Here is a 20,844-nt window from a genome sequence, read left to right as displayed (position 1 = left end):
CTTATTATTTAAGTCGCTCCTGCAATTCATTTAAATAAAGCAACGCCTTCATAGGTGTCATGTTGGACAGATCAACACACTTTATGTCCTCGATCACCTGTGATTCGGCAAGTGAGCCGAACATTGACATCTGAGTGTCTTCTTTCTTCGGCTTGAAATCATTTGTAACCTTTATCTCCTTCAGCTTGGTGGTTATGTCCTTGTCTATAAGCTGATTACATATCTCATTTGCTCTTGCTATAACGACATCCGGCACACCGGCAAGCTTTGCAACCTGTATACCGTAGCTTCTGTCGGCACCGCCCTTGACGATCTTTCTGAGGAACACTATGTCGTCTCCGTCTTCCTTGACCGCTATACAGTAGTTGTTGACTGCCGACAGCTTACCCTCAAGCTCCGTGAGCTCATGGTAATGTGTCGCAAACAGAGTTTTTGCTCCGAGCAGTTCACTGTTGCTTATATACTCAACGACAGCCCAGGCGATCGCCAGACCGTCATATGTGCTTGTTCCTCGACCTATCTCATCAAGGATGAGAAGGCTGTTCTTCGTGGCATTTCTGAGTATATTTGCGACCTCGCTCATCTCCACCATAAATGTGGACTGTCCTGATGCAAGGTCGTCGGAAGCTCCCACTCTTGTAAATATCCTGTCGCATATGCCTATATTGGCAGATGCCGCAGGGACAAAGCTTCCAACCTGAGCCATGAGAACTATGAGAGCAGTCTGTCTCATATATGTGGATTTACCAGCCATGTTAGGACCGGTGATGATAGATATCCTGCTCTCATGGTTGTTCAGATATGTGTCGTTTGTGATGAACATATCGTTGTTCAGCATCTTCTCAACGACCGGATGACGTCCGTCCTTTATGTCGATGACTCCATCTGTATTGATCTCAGGTCTAACATACCCATTTGCAACAGCCACATATGAGAGTGAACACAGAGCATCGAGCATGGCTATGCTGTGTGCTGTTCTCTGTACCCTTGTGAGCTCTGCAGCAAGGGTGTCCCTGAGCTCAACATATGTGTTGTACTCCAGCGCAACAAGCTTGTCGGATGATCCGAGTATAACTCCAGCCAGTCTGTCAAGCTCCTCGGTTGTGTATCTCTCAGAATTGGCAAGTGTCTGCTTTCTGATGAAATAATCCGGCACAAGACTCTTATATGAATTGGTTACATCAAAATAATATCCGAACACCTTATTAAACTTTATCTTGAGATTCTTGATTCCGGTCTTTTCCTTCTCTCTGGCCTCAAGCTCTGCGATCCAGTTCTTGCCATCAGTTGTGGCATTCTTCAGAGTGTCTATGTCCTCAAGATAGCCATCTTTGAATATTCCGCCCTCTCTGATAAGTATAGGCGGATCATCAACTATGGCACGGTCAAGAAGGTCATAGAGATCCTGCAGATCATCTATTCCATCCCTGATCTCGGTGAGCTCATCCGAATGGAATTCACCGAGAAGCTGTATTATAAATGGAAGAAGCTGTATGGACGTCTTAAATGCCAGAAGATCTCTCGGATTCGCTGTTCTTAACGATATCCTCGTCATAAGTCTCTCGAGATCGTATATGGTATTCATGTACTCACGGAGTTCGTCTCTGGTTATGACAGAGTCGTTGAGCTCTGTTATCGCGTCAAGTCTGGCTTCTATATCATCTTTGTGGATAAGGGGCTGCTCTATCATATTTCTGAGCATTCTCGCTCCCATGGCCGTTTTGGTCTTGTCAAGCACCCAGAGTAGTGAGCCTCTCTTCTGCTTATCCCTGAGTGTCTCTGTCAGCTCCAGATTTCTTCTGGATGAGCTGTCTATGATCATGAAGTCCTCTATGGAATATATATCTATTCTGTTGATATGATCCAGTGAGTTCTTCTGTGTCTCATGTAGATACTGGAGAAGTGCGCCCGCTGACAGCAGCATATCCTCCTGCTCATCTATGCCGAGACCATCTATTGATCCGACCTTAAACTGTCTTTTAATGAAATCCTCACAGGTGTCATCGTTAAAATAATGAGACGGAGCCTCCGATATCGTTATCTTCATCTTCTCCTTCATGTAATCAAAGTTCAGGCCACATGACAGAAAAACCTCATTCCCTATGATCTCCGTCGGGGAATATTTGTTTATCTCGTCGTACAGCTTGGATGTAGATGAGATATGACAGGAACGGAACTCCCCTGTTGTGATATCGCATACGGCCACACCATACTCATCATTACAGCCAAATATACACATGAGATAGTTATTCCTCGTCTCATCAAGAATAGCCTGGGACATATTTGTACCAGGCGTAACTATACGTATAACTTCTCTTTTTACTATACCCTTTGCGAGCTTCGGATCTTCCATCTGCTCACATATGGCTACCTTGTAGCCCTTCTCTATCAGCTTGTTCAGGTATATGTCACAAGCATGATACGGAACACCACACATCGGTGCCCGCTCCTCCTGACCACAGTCCCTGCCGGTCAGTGTTATCTCAAGTTCCCTGGATGCCGTCAGGGCATCGTCGAAGAACATCTCGTAGAAATCTCCCAGTCTGTAGAAGAGAATACAGTCCTTATACTGATTCTTAACTTCCATATACTGAGCCATCATTGGTGTTAATGCTGCCACTTCAACTACTCCTATTCTGCTAATTCACCCATGTAATAAAATCCCTTACACTCAACAAGCTTTACATTCAGGATCTTTCCAACCATCTCCGCACACCCAGGGAAATGGACAAGTATGTTGTTGGAGAGTCTTCCGGTCAGAAGGCCGTCGCCCTTCTCGTCAAAGCCCTCAACCAGAACCGGCTGTGTCTGTCCCTTTATCGCAATGGTCTTCACATCACTTATCTCCTGCACACGCCTTAAAAGCCTGTTGTATCTATCCTGTATCTCTTCCTTTGTGGAACCATTCTCCATTCCGGCGGCAGGAGTTCCTGTTCTCTTTGAATATATAAATGTAAATGCGGTGTCATACTGTACTTTCTCAACCACGTCCATGGTCTCAAGGAAATCCTCCTCGGTCTCACCAGGGAATCCCACGATTATATCAGTGGTGAGTGATATCTCCGGAATCTTCGCCCTTATGCGGTCAACCAGTGCAAGATATGACTCCTTTGTGTACCGTCTGTTCATCGCATTCAGTATCTTTGTCGAGCCCGACTGTACCGGCAGATGGAGATGTCTGCAGATCTTTTGATTCTCCGCGATGACATCTATCAGTTCATCCGACAGATCCTTTGGATGTGAGGTCATGAATCTTACTCTCTGTATCTTCTCTATGGCACACACACGCCTCAGCAGTTCCGCAAATGTGATCGGATGCTCAAGATTCTTTCCATATGAATTGACATTCTGCCCGAGGAGCATGATCTCCACCACTCCGTCGTCAGCAAGCCTCTCACACTCAGCTATGATATCCTCCGGATTTCTGCTTCGCTCCCTTCCTCTTACATATGGAACTATACAGTAGGTACAGAAATTGTTGCATCCAAACATGATATTTACACCTGATTTGAATGGGAATTCCCTCACCGCAGGAAGATCCTCCACGACCTCCTTGGCATCCTTCCAGATATCTATGACCATGCTTCCGGATTCTATCCTGCTCACAAATATCTCAGCAAGCTTATATACATTGTGTGTTCCAAATACCATATCGACAAACCTATAGCTCTTGCTTATGGTTGTCACCACATGCTGCTCCTGCATCATGCATCCGCACAGAGCTATCTTCATCTCAGGATTTTTCTCCTTGAGGTGCTTCATGAGACCAAGGTGACCATAAACCTTTCTGTTGGCATTCTCCCTGACCGTACATGTGTTATATATTATAAAGTCCGCATGTTCGGACTCGGTCCTAACATATCCCATCTGCTCAAGTATTCCGGCAAGCTTCTCAGAATCCCGGACATTCATCTGACAGCCAAATGTCTGTATGGAACAGGTAAGGTCACGTCCCAGCTCTTTGCTTCTTGCTGTGACATACTCCCTGCCCTTTTTTATAAAATAATACTGCCTCTCCGGTTCCTCAAACGGAGCTGGAAGCCCCAGATCTATGCCGTCAATAACTTTTTCCAAATCATTCATAATCTCTATGTATCCTTATCTATTTCTTTAAAGCTGCGTAAATCCTTCTGGAGTTATTCCTCTATGCCCAGCTTACCAAGTATCCTGCCTATGTTATCCATAGTATTTTTCACGCTGGAATCCGCGGCATCCATCCTCATCTGAGTCTGTATATCCGCAAGATCAATATCCTTGTAATGATCCAGCGCCGCGATGTAATCAGGATCATTCTCAAAATGAACCTTAAGTGCCCTCATGGCATCCTTATAACCGAGCAGGCTTCTGAATTTTACTGAATTTGCAGAGAAATTCAAGGTTCCATCTATCAGATCTCCCAGGCTTACACTTGGATATATCTCTATGATATCCGCATCTGTATATGCAGATATGTCTTTCTTTGAGTCGGGATTAAGGCCGCACACAACGATATTCCTGTATCCCATATCATACAGAGGCTTCACCGGAACATTGTCGGCAAGACCGCCATCACAATACTCCTTACCGTTATAAGTCACAGACTCATAGAGCATAGGCAGGGTGGATGATGCCATGACGACTGTCCTGATCTCCTCCGCATCCATTCCTGCAAGGCTTATATACTCAGCCTGTCTTTCACCTTCCTGCGCGCACTCAGCTATGGCTGCATACACGGTGACCTGCCCATCAGACAGCTTTCCGTAATCCACATAGCTGTCCATGAGCTTTATCATCTCCCTGCGCGACATGAATCCCGATTTGTCGTTGAACATCAGATCAGGATCAACGTCAAACACCGTCTCAAAATGTATCTTCTTCCATGCCTCCTCGCTTCTGTCAGGATCATTGCACGCGAAAAGCACGGCATTTATCGCACCTATGGAAGTTCCTGATATGACTGTGACCTTGTCCATAAGTCCATACTCTGCAAGTGCTCTGTACACCCCGAGCTGGTACGCACCTTTACCGCCGCCACCGCCAAGGCACAGCGCATAGCTGTCAGCCCTATCACCGGACTGAGTGCGTCCTGCAACTTTTCCGGCATCATCCGCCCCGGCATTTTGCAACTTATCCATCTGTATCTTCTTTTCAAGTTCAGCGATCTTTGCTGTTATCTCGTCTCTGTTCATTGACCCTCCATTATGATATAACTTCCGATTCTGTTACTATGATATGTGGTCTGATATCTGTAGGTTCACTGTCTATCTTATCAACTATCTGGAATTCATACGCCAGTGCCACCGTGACAAGCCCTGCATGCCTCGCCAGATATCTGTCGTAATACCCTCCGCCAAAGCCTATGCGGTTGCGGCTGTGATCAAATGCAATCCCGGGCATGAACATAAGCCCATCTTCGATCTCCTCAAAATCATCAGAAACCGGTTCGAGTATCCCAAAGTTTCCGGATGCAAGTTCCTCGTAGTCTGTGATCTCAATAAACTCCATGTCTTGTCCATAAACCTTTGGAACATATACATGCTTTCCATCCGCCCACGCCCTCTCAACTATGAGCCTTGTATCCACTTCGTTCCCTTTGGAGATGTATGCACATATATTGATGGCATTCACATATTCAGGAAGCGCTGACAGCCGTCTGCATATAAGTTTTGATCTCTGCGCACGATCATCCCTGTCCATGTCATTTCTGACTGCTTTTATTCTTTTTCTTATAACTTCCTTGCTGCCGGAATTTACACTATCCTCGCTATTCATAAGCCAGCCTACGCCTTTCTTGTAGGATCAAGGTCCTGAAGTCTGGTTATGGAGCCGTCCTTCTCTTTGATATCTATATTGTTGAGCGTGCTCCTGAGATTATTCTTCACAGCAAATATATATTCCTGCCTTAACTGCTGTTGCTCTTTCTTCTCAGCGTCGGTGAGCCCCTCAGCCTTGGACTTGTGATATAACTCATTTATACGTGCGATCTTTGCCGCATCGATTATCGTCTCTTTCATAACTATATAAGATACTCCTTATTCAAAATAAATCTGACAACGTCAAAGTCATGATCCTTATATTCTGTGAACAGAGTTCCTATACTTTCTCCGTTCATTACCTTAACAATATTGTCCATATCCGCTCCGGATACTATGACCATATCCGAGTTGGAGTTGGTTGCTATCCTGGCGGCTGCGATCTTGGTCGTCATTCCGCCGGTTCCGTACTTGGAGCCTGCACCTTTACCCATATCCATTATATGGTCGTCTATACAGTTCACCTCTGGTATAAGCTTTGCATCAGGGTTATTGTGTGGATCATCAGTGTACAGACCGTCTATATCCGTGAGAAGTATCAGGAGATCTGCATGGATCATGGATGCAACTATGGCAGACAATGTATCATTGTCGCCAAATGCCACGCTGTCATCCAGCTCATCGATGGCAACCGTATCGTTCTCATTGACGATCGGTACGACACCGAGCTGAAGAAGCTCGTTGAATGTGTTGATGGCATTCTTTCTCCTCTCATCCGACGATATAACATCAAATGTTAGCAGAACCTGAGCTGCTGTGCTGTGATACTCTTGAAAAAGCTTCTGATATATCATCATTAGCTGTCCCTGTCCCACTGCAGCACACGCCTGTCTGAGCGAGGTCGTCTTAGGTCTTCTGGCAAGTCCCAGCGCCTGTACTCCGACTCCGATGGCTCCCGATGATACGAGGACCACATCCTTGTCCTGATTTCTCAGATCACATATGATGCGCACCAGCTTCTCAAGCTTTGTATAGTCAAGTCCACCCGTCTCCTCGTGAATAAGTGAAGATGAACCAATCTTTATTACTATCTTTTTCTTGTCTTTCAAATACTCTCTATCCATTTATATTCTCCTGTGTACCGTCTGTTATTGCCTCATTGCTGAATCTGGATGCTATGGCCTCGGCCACCTTCATACCATCGACAGCGGATGAGGTTATTCCCCCTGCATAGCCCGCGCCTTCCCCGCACGGGTATATACATGTCCCCTCACAGCGCAGCTCATCGCCTCGTATCATACGAACAGGTGATGAGGTTCTGGCCTCGATTCCTGAGAGAACTGCATCGTCAGATGAATATCCCGGCATCCTCTTATCAAAGGACACAACTCCTTCTATTATAGCATCCTTTATATACTCTGGCAAACAGCATTTGAGGCTTGTAAGCCTGTACTTACCCTTAATCTGAGGCTTAACACCGCCCAGCTTTTCCGTAGGAATGTCCCTTCTGTAATCTCCGAAGAGCTGCACCGGAACAGCCCCCTGTCCGGCCTCGTATGCGGCCTTCTCCCATCTTCTCTGAAACTTCATTCCCGCAAGAGGATGATCTGATCCGTAATCCTCCGGGGTAACATTTACCACAATGGCGCTGTTGGAATTCTCACCATCCCTGCCGCTGTAGCTCATACCATTCACACACGTCTCACCGTGCTCGGATGATGCATTCACCACGTAACCTCCAGGGCACATACAGAATGAATATACAGCCCTGCCATTTGACGCCTGATGCGTCATCTTGTAGTCTGCCGCCGGCAGCAGCTTTGCATACGCCGGATCATCGCCATACTTCATGACATCTATATCTGCTCGCTTGTGTTCGATACGAAGTCCCATGGCAAATGGCTTTGGCTCCATCGGAACACCTTTTTTGTAAAGCATCTCCACAGTATCCCTTGAGCTGTGTCCAAGTGCCAGAACAAGGGCATTTGTCCTGTATTCCTTCTCACTGCCATCTGAAAGGTTCTTTATATGTACACACACCTCATCCTGTGTGATCTGATCATAACCGGTAAAAAGTGAATCAAAATGTACCTCTCCGCCAAGACTCTTTATATTCTCACGCATATTCCTTACAATACCAGACAGCACATCAGTGCCGACATGTGGCTTATTTATATACATTATGGACGGATCTGCACCATACTTCACAAATGTCCGCATGACCTCAGTGCGTCTGCCCGAGCCATCCTTTATGACCGTATTCAGCTTGCCGTCCGAAAAGGTTCCTGCGCCGCCCTCTCCGAACTGTACATTACAATTTGGATCAAGTCCTTCCTCACCCTTCCAGAATCTCTCTATATGCTCCATTCTCCTGTCAACATCCATGCCGCGCTCAAAAACAACCGGTCTGTATCCGGCTCTGGCAAGATACAGTGCAGCAAATAAGCCACCCGGTCCTGTTCCTATCACCACAGGCCTATAGGTCATTTTGACATTTCCCGGCTCCGGAAATCTATATTGGGTAGCATTTGTTAACATAACATTATTATTGTGAAGTCTTTTCAATATTTTTTCCGGATTCGGAACATCCACATCTATGGATGCAATATATTTCACCTGGTTTCTCCGCCTGTCATCAAGAGACAGCTTGAAAAAAATATACTCAAACTCCTTATCTGTCTTCAGCGTCTTTTTAATAACACTTCTAACATCTGCCTCTGTAAATCCAAGTTGCAGTTTTACATTGTTAATTCTGATCATCTTTTATTCTCTTTCCTGCAGACTCCCCAGCTCTCATGCCGCTTATAACAGCCCACATTATATTATATCCACCACATTTGCCGGTCACATCGACATACTCTCCAGCGGCGTATAAGCCTCTGTGTCCATCAAGTTCCAGGTTATCTGCCCTGAGCTGCAATGTGTCAACTCCACCGCTTGCCGCCTGGCTGTCCTCATAGCTGCCGAATCCATCTATGTTAAATCTCATATGTTTGAGCATATCACATATGGATGTTATATCAGCCGCGTCAAGTCCGGCTGCTTCAGAAGCTTTGATACCAAGACTTTTTATAATATACCCGGCGATCTTCTCGTTGACAATACCATTGAGCATCGCCTCGACTCTCCGTCTGCCATTTACCTCGGCAAATCGTCTCATCCTGTCCGCCAGCATATCATCACTGATGTCCGGAACAAGTTCAAGTTCTATGTATGGCTTTTTGCCAGTCTCCATCAGGTCTATACACTGTATACTCATATTAAAAACCGCTATGCCCGAAAGATATCCCGATGCAAACTGAACCTCGCCTCTCTCGTGGTCATACTCCTCGCCATCACACATTAGGCGGACAACAGCCTTTGCACGTACCCCTGACATATCAGATATATATTCATGGCATTTTAATTTACACAGAGCCGGATGCGGTTTCACAAACCGTACATTCAGATCATCCAGAAGTCTGTATACTCTATCAGATCCGCCAAGCTTTGGCGCAGCCGCACCTCCGGGTGCAAGTATCACCTGGGTCGTCCTATACCCGCCTTTGTCTGTGTCTACAATATATGTACCATCTTTTTCCTGTTTTATACTCAGGACTTCCTCCGATGTGCTGTTTTCTATACCAAGAATTTTGAGCCTGTCCGTCAGTGCCCACACTATGGTAGATGCCTGCAGCGATGCAGGATATATATATCCATTATCATCATAGCTGGAAACACCAAGACTTTCAAAAAAATCCATGACATCATTATGACTGTCCGTTGTTACGAACTGAAATGGGAAAAATTCATTTGCACTGGAATAGCACGACAGATCAAGCTTCGTATTTGCAATGTTACATTTGCCATTTCCCGTCGCATACAGCTTCTTTCCGAGTTTTTTGTTTTTATCTATAAGCTTTACCGAAGCCGATGGTGCTGTCTCTTTTGCTTTTATTGCGGCTGTCATCCCAGCCGGGCCACCGCCGATAACTATAATATCATAAATCATTCCGATACACCTTTCCCATAATCATTTATCATACGTTTTACAGGCTGTCAATAAACCTGTTCATGTCATCTATATCATTGAAATACACGTGCTTGTGGATCAGTTCTCTTATACGTTTGTCCAATGAATCCACTGTACGAGTCGTCTCCCTGCAAAGACTGCCAAATCTGTTGTACACCGCCACATGTCCATTATAAGTGCTCACATAGAAACTGCCATGTGGTGTTCCACCCTCAGCAGCAATCACGAGCCCCCCGTAAAGCTCCGGTTCACTCTCATTTGATATGGGTAATATATGCCCGCTATCCATACCGTCAAATTCTCTATACACACTTTTACTGTCTCCGGATCTGCACGCCGTGCTCACCACGATCTCTCTAGTTATAAAAGATAACACAAATACCGCTATAATGATAACAAAAAAATATATAATTCTTTTAAACATTACCACACCTTCTCTTCATAACAAAAAACAGAAGACAGGATATTCCATCCCATCTTCTGTCTTTGTTAATATATGTGGTTTATGTCTGTATTATTCCCATACAACTCCGGCCTTATTATCACTCTCAAATACTGTGACATAGGTCTTGCCCGGATTGAGCTGAAGTTCTTTTCCATCTGCTGTTGAATATTTTGTCACGGAGTCATCGGTTGACTTTGTCCATGTGATAGGAACGATCTTTCCATCTGAAACATAGTATCCGTCTCCTGTGCCAACGAGATCGATCATCTGTCTGTCGTGATCATCAATGCTGGTGTAGTGAGCAAACTGTATGATGATATTCTTGAATGTGAGCTGCTTTCCTGTGAGGTCATCGATCTGCTTGTCACCATACTGGAATCTGTTATATACCTTATTCTTTGAATCATATTCAAACCAAGGCTGTGTGTAAACTGACATGTTGAGTGTGAGCTTGTTTACAGACTCGCCCTCAGGAACCGTATCTTCCTCATTGAACTCAAACTTGCTCTTGTATCCCTTGTTGTGGGTAGTTGAGCATCCAAGATAATCAAGACCAGCCTTGATCATATCGCTGTTTGTGTACACATTGTGTGGAGCCTCGCGGTCTGATGATCTGTAGAAAGATACAGATCCTTCTCCACCAAGTCCGCTTATATGATCTATTCCTGTCCTGTCAAGCTCCTCCTGTCCCTGTGGAGACTGACCATAATGCATGTATATAGCATCAAACTCCATGGCAGTTGTAACATAGTAAGGTCTGCAGCTTCTGATCGAACCGACCTTCTCAAGATTGTCATAGTCGTTGAATATTGCAAGCATTCTTGTTATTCCGCCCTCAACGACAAACTCATATAAAACATCAGCCTGGCCTATGCCTGACTGAGGAATCGCATTCTCAATATTGTTGATCATTATAGCGATCGGTCTTCCGTACTCTTCCTTTCTGTCGGTGTTCCACTCGCCTGTAAGATCATTATATACTCCCTCATGGTAAGTCTCATCAACCGCTGTGGCAGACTTCATCATATCGGCCTGTGATACATCCACCTCTGCCTTAGCCTCCGTTGTAGTGACATTCTCCTCCGTTTTCTTCGAGCCGCATCCAAAAAGTGATAATCCCATCACAAGAGCGGTTGCCAGAACTAATCCCGTCTTAATTCTCCTCATAGTCTCTTGTATATCCTTTCATTGTAAGTATTTTTTCCTGCATCTCTTCCATGACCCTGCGCTCATCGTCCTCCATATGGTCATATCCTGACAAATGGAGCATGCTGTGGGCTACAAGAAAAGCCAGCTCTCTCGTCTTTGAGTGATTGTACTCAGTTGCCTGCTCATACACCTTATCAATAGATATAACGATATCTCCCAATAGCAGTTCATCTGTAGTAAGATCAAAGTAGTCACACCGGCTATCCTCGAGACCATCAAAGTTTCCAGGAATTGTATAATCAATCAGTGGAAATGACAGAACATCTGTCGCCCTGTCTATATTCCTCTGTTGGTTATTGATTTCATGTATGGAGTCATTGTCCGTGAGCAGCACGTTCACCTCGCAGGGATATGGACACCCAACGAATTCCAGCGAAGCCTGGACGATACTTGTTATGACATCCTCATAATTCTTAATATCAATATCTCCATACTCATTCTCAATATTAACTGACATATTATTTTCCTCTGTTTTTCTGAGCAGTTGTGGTTTTTCTAGGCTTTGCCTGTCTGCTCCTCTTATCCTCATATTTCTCATACGCATTTACGATCTTCTGCACCAAAGGATGTCTCACAACATCAAGACTCGTCAGATGGCAAATGCTTATGTCATCAATATCCTTTAACACCTTGAGTGCAACATCAAGACCTGACTGCGCGTCGTGTGGAAGATCCTTCTGTGAAAGGTCTCCTGTTATTATGGCCTTTGAGCCAAATCCTATTCTGGTAAGGAACATCTTCATCTGGGCAGGAGTGGTATTCTGGGCCTCATCCAGCACAATATACGCATTATCAAGAGTTCTTCCTCTCATGTAGGCAAGAGGAGCAACCTCGATCAGTCCCTTTTCCATATTCTTCATAAATGCATCAGCACCCATTATCTCATACAATGCATCATAGAGCGGCCTAAGATAAGGATCAACCTTGCTCTGAAGGTCACCCGGAAGAAATCCCAGTTTCTCACCGGCCTCTATGGCCGGCCTTGTAAGTATGATCCTTCCAACCTCATTATTCTTAAATGCCGTTATGGCTTTTGCCATGGCAAGATAAGTCTTTCCTGTTCCGGCAGGGCCCACTCCGAATACTATCATGGACTTTTCTATTGAATTGACATATGTTCTCTGTCCGACAGTCTTCGGTTTGATCGGCTTGCCGCTCATCGTGTGACAGATTATGTCCCTGTCAAGCTCAGCAAGACTCTCCTTAGCCTCCTGCGGGTGTTCATTGACTATCGATATAGTGTAGTCTACCTTCTGTTCATCGATGGACGAGCCACGGTCTGCCATCTGGAAGAGCTGTTCTATAACCTGAATAGACTTCTTCACGCCTTCCTCGGAACCGCTGACCTTAAGCTTGTCATCGCGAAGTATCATTGACACACTGTATTCTTTCTCAATCTTTTTTATATTGGCATCAAACTGTCCAAACACAGTCTGTATATAGTTTGATGCAACAGTTACGGATTCTGAATATTCGCTCAATACTTGTATCCCCTGTCATTATTATTTGTCAGTCAGGCTCCACCTCTTCGCTCCCCGATGTATTGTTTACGTCAATATATCTCGGCACAGCAACCGGAAGTCTGATACTGATATCGCCTTCAGCCGAAGCCTCACCGCGTTCATTAGTAATAATAACATTTTTTCGGACAATTTGCACCCCTTTTTCTTGCATTTTGCCAATATAAACATGCAGATGCTGGTTAAGTCTGTCTTTCTGCTCCTTCTCCGTAAGCTTACGTGTATTTACTTTATAGAATACTTTTCGCTCTATATTCACGGATAACGGAAAATACATATCGCCGATATGCAGCCGTTTTTCCTCGGCGGAAAGGTCGTATGAACCGTCGGAAGCAGCAGTTTTATACGGTGTAAACACCCGGCGTCCAATTTTTATATCTACTTTGTTTACCTTCCTGTCTGTAGTCTCCTTTTCCTGGAACTCGCTCTCAACCACATCTCTGTATTCTACATCGCAAATACCATATATCTCTCCGGAAGCAGGTACAAATACCGTATCCACAACTTCACTGTCATCATTGCATATGTTAACTGTTCCTGATATAAGAGTATCCCCTCTTTTCACTTCATCTCCAACCGATGCAACAGGCGTCCCCGCCGATGCAACAATGGAATAGATCGTACAATCCATTGTTGCCACGAGGTCACACGGTCTGTCAACTTCCGGAACTGTAAAGACATCCACGGACTCCTTAAGCGCAACGGTAAGCTTTGTCCCACTGATGCTGCAGGACGCCCAGCATATCTCACCAAGATTATCCGTCAGCATGTCTGTCAGCTCACTCAGATCAATACTCTTTTTCCGATGTCCATAGCACGGATACTCCATCTCAATAAGATTTTCAACTTCCTCACTTGTATAATCCTCACATCCATCAATTTCTATGTACCATACATACCCTGATTCCCAGTATACAAACAGCAAAAACAATAAAACTCCGAGCAATATCGAGATTCTCTTCCTATTGCCCAGCAAAACGGTTCTCAGAGTCTTCTTCTCAGCTATTCGGATATCTATCATACATTTGTCCGCTATCTCTTCAAGTCTTTTTCTGTCATCGGAGTATATGCAGAAGTTTTCCGCCTTGCCATTCCATTTACTGTCATTCTGTTTACTGCCATTCTTTTTTCTGTTATTCTTTACATCCCTCTCGCACCATGTACGTATTCCTTTATGGCTGCATATATTCATCAGGCGCAGAGCTGCGCGGCTGTCACAGCTCACATAGCACACACCTCTTATTTCCCTTCTAATATTCATGCAGTCACACTGTCAGCCAATCTACACTGTTTATCGAACCGCATATTTTCACTTCATAGGATGCGTAGTAAGCGATCTGTAATCTTTCCCCATATATATTCAATATCCCTTTCCGGGTCTTAACAGACACTCTCTCGTCGTCAGAGTAGATCACATGTCTGAAATTCTCTATCACTAGCTCATCATTGTTGAACATGGTGAGTCTGGAGGTCGTTCCCGCCGAGTCCGGACACCAGCACGGAGGTTCAAATGCTATAACTTTTTTCGCTCTGTCTTTCATGAATACCACCATAACGCTTTTGGAACATTATATGAATACACATAAAAAAAGAGTACCGAATAAACTCGGTACTCTTAGAAATCAATTTAAAATCAAATATATATACTATGATTTATTTGTACTTGCGCTTTCTAGCTGCCTCTGACTTCTTCTTACGCTTTACACTAGGCTTTTCGTAATGCTCTCTCTTACGAATCTCCTGCTGAATACCAGCCTTCGCACAATTTCTCTTAAATCTGCGAAGAGCGCTATCTAAGTTTTCGTTCTCTTTAACTATTACACTTGACATTCTCTCACCTGACCTCCCTCCAGTTGTAAAATTATGCTACCAAATAACAACTGATTGGGTATTTTTAAGCACAAAATGTATTATATACATAAAATTCCTAATCGTCAACAGGAAAATGACAAATTAATAAAATATCTGTCACGAAACCTTAAGCTATCTGATTCTGAGCCTCTGTAACCGCCTGGGCAAGAGCTGCCTCGATTCCGTCAGGATTCTTTCCACCGGCCTGAGCCATGTTAGGGCGACCACCGCCGCCACCACCTACAAGGCCAGCCACGGCCTTGATGATATTACCGGCATGGGCTCCCTTAGCAACTGCGCCGTCTGTAGCCATGGCAATGAGATTTACCTTGCCATCCTTTGCAGATGCAAGAACAACAACGCTGTCACCAAGCTTGCTCTTGAAGTCATCTCCGAGGTTTCTCAGTGAATTCATATCTGTATCTGGGATAGCCGCTGTGAGGATCTTGATTCCGTCCTTGTCTATAGCACTTGAAAGAACGTCTCCAGCTGCCTCCTTTGCCATCTTATCCTTGAGCTTCTTATTCTCATTCGTAAGCTCCTTAACCTCTGCAAGAAGCTGTTCTATTCTTGATGCCACACCATGGATATCAGTCTTAGCTGCCTTTGCAGCATCCATGAGCTCCTGCTCTACATTTCTGTAGTAATCAAGTGCTCCGACAGATGTAAGTGCCTCGATACGTCTTGTACCTGCGGCCACACCGGCCTCTGATATGATCTTGAATGTCTTTATGGCTCCTGTGCTGGCAACATGTGTACCACCACAGAGCTCCTTTGAGAAGTCTCCCATTGATACCACACGGACCTTCTCACCATACTTCTCACCAAACAGAGCCATGGCTCCGGTCTTCTTAGCCTCATCTACAGACATTACATCCGTGCATACAGGTATATCGAGCTGGATCTGCTCATTTACAATATCCTCAACCTTCTTGATCTCTTCCTTAGTCATCGCCTGATCATGTGAAAAGTCGAATCTCAGTCTTCCCGGCTCAACGAGTGAACCTGCCTGCTCTATATGATCTCCGAGAACCATCTTGAGTGCTCTCTGAAGAAGATGTGTTGCGGAATGGTTGTTACATATGAGTGCTCTGTTCTCAGCATCAACTGTGAGTTCTGCCTCATCACCAACATTGAGTTCGCCTGACTCAACATAACCGATATGTGCGATCTTGCCGCCTACAACCTTGACAGTATCCTCAACAACGAATGTACCGTTCTCTGTCTTGATGATTCCCTTATCACCGATCTGACCACCCATGGTAGCGTAGAAAGGTGTCTCAGGAACTATAACTGAAGCCTGTGCTCCCTCAGATACAGTATCTGCAAGAACTGACTTCTTATCATCACCCTCACCAACCTCTGTTGTGATGGCTGATATAGTTGACTTGTATGTCAGCTTGTCATATCCGACAAACTCAGATGTCATGTCAACAGGAAGCTGCTCATATACGGTTGCGTCTGCACCCATGTATGTTGTGGTCTTTCTGGCCTTTCTTGCAGTCTCCTTCTGGATATTCATGCACTCGGTGAATCTGTCCTCATCAACCTCGATCCCCTCCTCCTCGAGGATCTCCTTTGTGAGATCAAGAGGGAATCCATAGGTGTCATAGAGCTTGAATGCCTTGTCACCTGAGAGAACCTTCTCACCTGCAGCCTTAGTCTCGTCTATATAATCCTTGAGGATCGCAAGACCTGTATCTATGGTCTTATTGAAGCTCTCCTCTTCCTTGTCTATCTTATTGAAGATATATTCCTTCTTCTCACTGAGTTCAGGATATGCATCCTCTGACACCTCGATAACTGTCTTTGCAAGCTCTGACAGGAACTTGCCATTGATGCCGAGAAGTCTTCCGTGTCTTGCAGCACGTCTGAGAAGACGTCTAAGAACATAACCACGGCCCTCGTTCGATGGAACGATACCATCTGATGTCATGAATGTAACTGAACGGATATGATCAGTTATAAGTCTGATCGATACATCCTTCTCATGATCTGTCTCATATTCCACGCCTGCCATCTCACATACCTTGTCGCGGAGAGCCTTGATCGTATCAACATCAAATATAGAATCAACATCCTGAACAATAACTGCGAGTCTCTCAAGACCCATACCTGTATCTATGTTCTTCTGCTCAAGCTCTGTGTAGTTGTTGTGTCCGTCATTGTTGAACTGTGTAAATACATTGTTCCAAACCTCCATGTATCTGTCACAGTCACAGCCTACAGTACAGCCGGGCTTACCGCAGCCATACTTCTCACCTCTGTCATAGTAAACCTCTGAACAAGGACCACAAGGACCAGCTCCGTGCTCCCAGAAGTTGTCCTCCTTGCCGAATCTGAATATACGGTCAGCATCGACACCGATCTCCTTATTCCATATATCAAATGCCTCATCGTCATCCTGGTAAACCGATGGATAGAGTCTGTTCTTGTCAAGTCCTACAACCTCTGTGAGGAACTCCCATGTCCATGATATAGCCTCATGCTTGAAATAATCGCCAAATGAGAAATTACCCAGCATCTCAAAGAATGTACCATGACGGGCTGTCTTACCTACATTCTCGATATCTCCTGTTCTGATACACTTCTGACATGTTGTCACACGTCTTCTAGGTGGTACCTCCTGACCTGTAAAGTAAGGCTTAAGTGGTGCCATACCTGAATTGATCAGCAGTAAGCTGTTGTCATTGTGTGGAATAAGTGAAAAGCTCTTCATTCTAAGATGACCCTTGCTCTCCATGAATTCCAGGAACATTTTTCTCAGTTCGTTCACGCCATAATTTTGCATTGTCTAATATCCTCCACTCTATCTTCTGTCAGCCAGTTCTTCTGTAATATCTTTCCAGCTGATTCCTCTCTCTACCATCAGACACATGAGATGATAAAGGAAGTCAGATATTTCATATTTTATATCCTCTGAATCAGGATTCTTGGCAGCTATGACTATCTCCGTAGCTCCCTCACCGACCTTCTTCAGGATCTTGTCAATACCCTTGCCGAACAGATAATTGGTATAAGAATCATCTCCTGGCTGATCCTTTCTGTCGCGTATGGTATTGTATACCTCCTCGAATACCTTCATAGGATTGGTATCATTGTACTCCTTTCTCACCAGATCTGTAAAGAAACAAGTACGGCTGCCTGTATGACACGCAGCTCCTATCTGTGACACCTTGGCAAGTATGGTGTCCTTGTCACAGTCTATCGTAAGAGATTTGACAAACTGATAATGACCGGATGTATCACCCTTGGTCCACAACTCATTGCGGCTGCGGCTCCAGTATGTCATGCGTCCTGTTCTGATGGTCTTCTCATACGACTCCTTGTTCATATAAGCGACCATGAGCACTTCACCGGTCTTATAGTGCTGTGTAACACATGGAATAAGTCCATCCGAATTGAGTTTGAACGCCTCAAAAGGCATGGACGATTCAAACAGATCCACATCTATATTTGCCTCACGGCAACGCTGTTTAATCTCCATTATATCCATCTTCTGGAGATTGTACAGAGAAATTGATTCAGCATTTGTCTCATTGAGCATCTCTGCCACAGCTTCCCCGTTAGTGGAATATGTAGAAACTATAACAGGAAGTGCAACATTTTCTCTTATGGATTTTACTATATCCAGATATTCCGGCACCATGTTGTTGTGAAGCAGCAGAAGTTCTCCCGCTCCAAGCGCCTTCAGTTTTCTGGCATATCCGACAGGATCATCACACTCACTCAGATCTATAGTACAGATTATTCGCTCTGAACCAAATCTGTCAGAAGCCTCAGTGACAAGCTCCGGCGTGTTCAGTGCCGCAGATTTCATACATACCTTGGATGCACCTGCATACAGAAGCTTCTTGACATCTTCAAGCTCCCTCACACCGCCACAGGCAATAAGTGGAATATCAACACTGTCACATATCTGTCTTATAATGGCAACATTGGGTTCTCTGCCATCTTTTGTTGCCTTGCTGTCAAAATAAGCTATCTCATCAGCTCCGGCATCATTGTAATATTTTGCCATCTCGACCGCATTGTTCAGATCCAGACATGGAATTATCTTTTTGCAGATCATATCATTATCCATAGTGAACCAGCACCTCCTTAAAGTGTGCCCTTGGTAGAAAGCACCTTTCCGTTTAATCTTCTGTCATAAGTTGTCGCCTCATCAAGAGCCTTCGCAAATGCCTTGAATGCGGCCTCTATGATGTGGTGATCGTTCTCCCCTGAGAACTGCTTAATATTGAGATTCATCTCAGCAGCGTATGATACTGCATAGAAGAATTCCTTGACCATCTGTGTGTCGAAGTATCCAACCCTCTCTGTGCGGAGGTTCAGATCATAGACAAGATATGGTCTTCCCGACAGATCTATGGCACACATTACGAGAGTCTCGTCCATCGGCAGGAAGAAATTGCCAAATCTCTTGATGGCCTTCTTGTCTCCAAGAGCCTCCTTTATGGCCTTGCCCAGCACAATTCCCACATCCTCAATGGTGTGGTGACAATCCACATACAGATCTCCCTTGACTGTAACGTTGAGATCAAAGAAACCATGCTTCGCAAAACTTGTGAGCATGTGGTCAAAGAAACCGATTCCTGTGTCGATCTTTGACTGTCCTTTTCCATCTATATTAAACTCGAGGGTTATGTCTGTCTCGTTTGTCGTTCTTGTACATTTGGCGATTCTAGCTGCTTTCTCTGCCATATCCCTGTCTCCTTCCCATATTCTATATCATTATGTCTTATTTTTCAAATCTTACTGCTATTGAATTGGCATGTGCAGTGAGCTGCTCAGCCTTGGCAAATGCTTCAATGTCAGTGTGAACTGCCTCAAGTGCCTCTCTTGAATAGTAGATTATGCTGGATTTCTTGATGAAATCGTCTACTGAAAGCGGTGAGAAGAACTTTGCTGTACCGTTTGTTGGAAGTACATGGTTAGGGCCTGCAAAGTAATCTCCAAGAGGCTCTGATGAGTATTCTCCGATAAATATAGCTCCAGCATTCTTCACTCTTGTCATCACGTCAAATGGATTGGCTGTGACGATCTCGAGATGCTCTGATGCAATGTCGTTGACAGCATCTATGGCATCGCTCATGTTGTCTGCAAGAAGAATATACCCGTAATTGTCTATAGACTTTCTCATTATCTCTTTTCTTGAAAGCTCATCGATGAACTTGTCAACCTGAACTGATACCTTCTCGGCAAGCTCCTCTGATGTGGTCACAAGTATGGCTGATGCCATCTCGTCATGCTCTGCCTGTGACAGCAGATCTGCAGCCACGTATCTAGAATTGGCAGTCTCATCGGCAAGTACCATTACCTCTGATGGGCCGGCTATGGAATCTATGCTGACATGTCCGTATACGGCACGCTTTGCAAGAGCGACAAATATGTTTCCAGGGCCAACTATCTTGTCAACCTTAGGTACTGACTCTGTTCCGTATGCAAGGGCAGCTATGGCCTGCGCGCCGCCTGCCTTGTATATCTCATCCACTCCTGCTTCCTTTGCTGCAACGAGTGTTGTGGCGTACACCTCACCCTCAGCATTACATGGAGTTGTCATGACTATCTTCTCAACGCCTGCAACCTTTGCCGGCATAACATTCATCAGAACTGATGAAGGGTAAACAGCCTTTCCACCCGGAACATAGACACCTACAGATGCAAGTGCTGTAACCTTCTGTCCGAGAAGAGTTCCATTTGGCTTGGAGTCAAACCAGCTATACTGCTTCTGCTTCTCATGGTACTCCCAAATGTTCTTCTTGGCTTTTCTGATAACGTCCAGGAGCTCAGGGCTGACCTGTGTATATGCGTAGTCTATCTCCTCCTGTGTAACCTTCACGTTATCTGCTGTTATTTCTGCCTTGTCGAACTTCTTTGTGTATGAGAAGAGTGCGGCATCACCGTTATCCCTCACATCGTCAACTATTCCCTGTACAGTCTCTGCATAATTACCGAAATTACTTGGACTTCTCTTTAGAAGATTCTTCAGAAGATCCTTCTTTGTCTCTGCATTAAGCTTTACGATTCTCATCTCTGTTATGCCTCCGTGTGATTATCAATTTGTTATATTAT

Annotated in this window: 19 protein-coding genes; all 19 read right to left on the bottom strand. The window is 44.8% G+C overall.

Going from position 1 to position 20,844, the window contains the following annotated elements; translation table 11 throughout:
* Window positions 1-4: 4 nt before the first annotated feature.
* The 19 genes from mutS to hisD all read right to left on the bottom strand — a co-directional run bounded on the left by mutS (window position 5) and on the right by hisD (window position 20,803).
* On the bottom strand, window positions 5-2,602 hold the full coding sequence (gene mutS, locus DWW70_RS01420) for a DNA mismatch repair protein MutS (protein ID WP_118649330.1): 2,598 nt from the start codon (window positions 2,600-2,602) through the stop codon (window positions 5-7).
* Window positions 2,603-2,631: 29 nt separating this feature from the next.
* A complete protein-coding gene (gene miaB, locus DWW70_RS01415) occupies window positions 2,632-4,083 on the bottom strand; it encodes a tRNA (N6-isopentenyl adenosine(37)-C2)-methylthiotransferase MiaB (RefSeq protein ID WP_015534919.1) in 1,452 nt (483 codons plus the stop codon).
* Between the two features lie 53 nt (window positions 4,084-4,136).
* Complete coding sequence (locus DWW70_RS01410; protein WP_118649138.1) at window positions 4,137-5,168, bottom strand: patatin-like phospholipase family protein; 1,032 nt, start codon at window positions 5,166-5,168, stop codon at window positions 4,137-4,139.
* 10 nt (window positions 5,169-5,178) lie between these two features.
* Window positions 5,179-5,751, bottom strand: a complete 573-nt coding sequence (locus tag DWW70_RS01405; RefSeq protein ID WP_118649137.1) for a 5-formyltetrahydrofolate cyclo-ligase — start codon at window positions 5,749-5,751, stop codon at window positions 5,179-5,181.
* An 8-nt stretch (window positions 5,752-5,759) separates the two neighbouring features.
* Entirely contained in the window at window positions 5,760-5,993 is a 234-nt protein-coding gene (locus tag DWW70_RS01400; protein ID WP_015534916.1) for a DUF896 domain-containing protein, read from the bottom strand.
* A gap of 2 nt (window positions 5,994-5,995) precedes the next feature.
* On the bottom strand, window positions 5,996-6,856 hold the full coding sequence (gene proB / locus DWW70_RS01395) for a glutamate 5-kinase (RefSeq protein ID WP_022216486.1): 861 nt from the start codon (window positions 6,854-6,856) through the stop codon (window positions 5,996-5,998).
* Complete coding sequence (locus DWW70_RS01390) at window positions 6,849-8,492, bottom strand: NAD(P)/FAD-dependent oxidoreductase (RefSeq protein WP_118649136.1); 1,644 nt, start codon at window positions 8,490-8,492, stop codon at window positions 6,849-6,851. The genes proB and DWW70_RS01390 overlap by 8 nt, the downstream gene beginning before the upstream one ends.
* Window positions 8,479-9,723: an aminoacetone oxidase family FAD-binding enzyme gene (locus DWW70_RS01385; RefSeq protein WP_118649135.1), complete on the bottom strand. Its 1,245-nt coding sequence runs from the start codon at window positions 9,721-9,723 to the stop codon at window positions 8,479-8,481. The genes DWW70_RS01390 and DWW70_RS01385 overlap by 14 nt, the downstream gene beginning before the upstream one ends.
* Window positions 9,724-9,760: 37 nt before the next feature.
* The gene (locus DWW70_RS01380; RefSeq protein WP_055273004.1) at window positions 9,761-10,168 is read right to left on the bottom strand and encodes a hypothetical protein; all 408 of its coding nucleotides are present in this window, start codon (window positions 10,166-10,168) and stop codon (window positions 9,761-9,763) included.
* Between the two features lie 90 nt (window positions 10,169-10,258).
* A complete protein-coding gene (locus tag DWW70_RS01375; RefSeq protein ID WP_015534912.1) occupies window positions 10,259-11,356 on the bottom strand; it encodes a DUF3048 domain-containing protein in 1,098 nt (365 codons plus the stop codon).
* Window positions 11,343-11,855: an rRNA maturation RNase YbeY gene (gene ybeY, locus DWW70_RS01370; RefSeq protein WP_015534911.1), complete on the bottom strand. Its 513-nt coding sequence runs from the start codon at window positions 11,853-11,855 to the stop codon at window positions 11,343-11,345. Before ybeY ends, DWW70_RS01375 begins: the two co-directional genes overlap by 14 nt.
* Before the next feature lies 1 nt (window position 11,856).
* Window positions 11,857-12,879, bottom strand: a complete 1,023-nt coding sequence (locus DWW70_RS01365; protein WP_022216489.1) for a PhoH family protein — start codon at window positions 12,877-12,879, stop codon at window positions 11,857-11,859.
* 28 nt (window positions 12,880-12,907) lie between these two features.
* Window positions 12,908-14,179 (bottom strand): sporulation protein YqfD, encoded by a 1,272-nt coding sequence (locus DWW70_RS01360; protein WP_118649134.1) that lies wholly within the window; start codon window positions 14,177-14,179, stop codon window positions 12,908-12,910.
* 4 nt (window positions 14,180-14,183) lie between these two features.
* Window positions 14,184-14,459, bottom strand: coding sequence for a YabP/YqfC family sporulation protein (locus tag DWW70_RS01355; protein WP_015534910.1), 276 nt, complete (start codon window positions 14,457-14,459; stop codon window positions 14,184-14,186).
* 112 nt (window positions 14,460-14,571) lie between these two features.
* The gene (gene rpsU, locus DWW70_RS01350; protein WP_004851031.1) at window positions 14,572-14,748 is read right to left on the bottom strand and encodes a 30S ribosomal protein S21; all 177 of its coding nucleotides are present in this window, start codon (window positions 14,746-14,748) and stop codon (window positions 14,572-14,574) included.
* 148 nt (window positions 14,749-14,896) lie between these two features.
* Window positions 14,897-17,560 carry an alanine--tRNA ligase gene (alaS, locus tag DWW70_RS01345; RefSeq protein WP_117548978.1) on the bottom strand — a complete coding sequence of 888 codons (2,664 nt, stop codon included), beginning with the start codon at window positions 17,558-17,560 and terminating at the stop codon, window positions 14,897-14,899.
* Window positions 17,561-17,578: 18 nt separating this feature from the next.
* Window positions 17,579-18,853 carry a bifunctional phosphoribosyl-AMP cyclohydrolase/phosphoribosyl-ATP diphosphatase HisIE gene (hisIE, locus tag DWW70_RS01340; RefSeq protein ID WP_117548979.1) on the bottom strand — a complete coding sequence of 425 codons (1,275 nt, stop codon included), beginning with the start codon at window positions 18,851-18,853 and terminating at the stop codon, window positions 17,579-17,581.
* Between the two features lie 17 nt (window positions 18,854-18,870).
* Entirely contained in the window at window positions 18,871-19,473 is a 603-nt protein-coding gene (hisB, locus tag DWW70_RS01335; RefSeq protein ID WP_015534907.1) for an imidazoleglycerol-phosphate dehydratase HisB, read from the bottom strand.
* Window positions 19,474-19,510: 37 nt separating this feature from the next.
* Complete coding sequence (hisD, locus tag DWW70_RS01330; protein ID WP_117548980.1) at window positions 19,511-20,803, bottom strand: histidinol dehydrogenase; 1,293 nt, start codon at window positions 20,801-20,803, stop codon at window positions 19,511-19,513.
* Between the last annotated feature and the right edge of the window lie 41 nt (window positions 20,804-20,844).

It is taken from the genome of Coprococcus sp. AF16-5 (assembly GCF_003479365.1).
GTDB lineage: Bacteria > Bacillota > Clostridia > Lachnospirales > Lachnospiraceae > Coprococcus > Coprococcus aceti.
The sequence above is the reverse complement of the archived record's forward strand: the minus strand, read 5'-3'. Positions and strand labels throughout refer to the sequence as shown.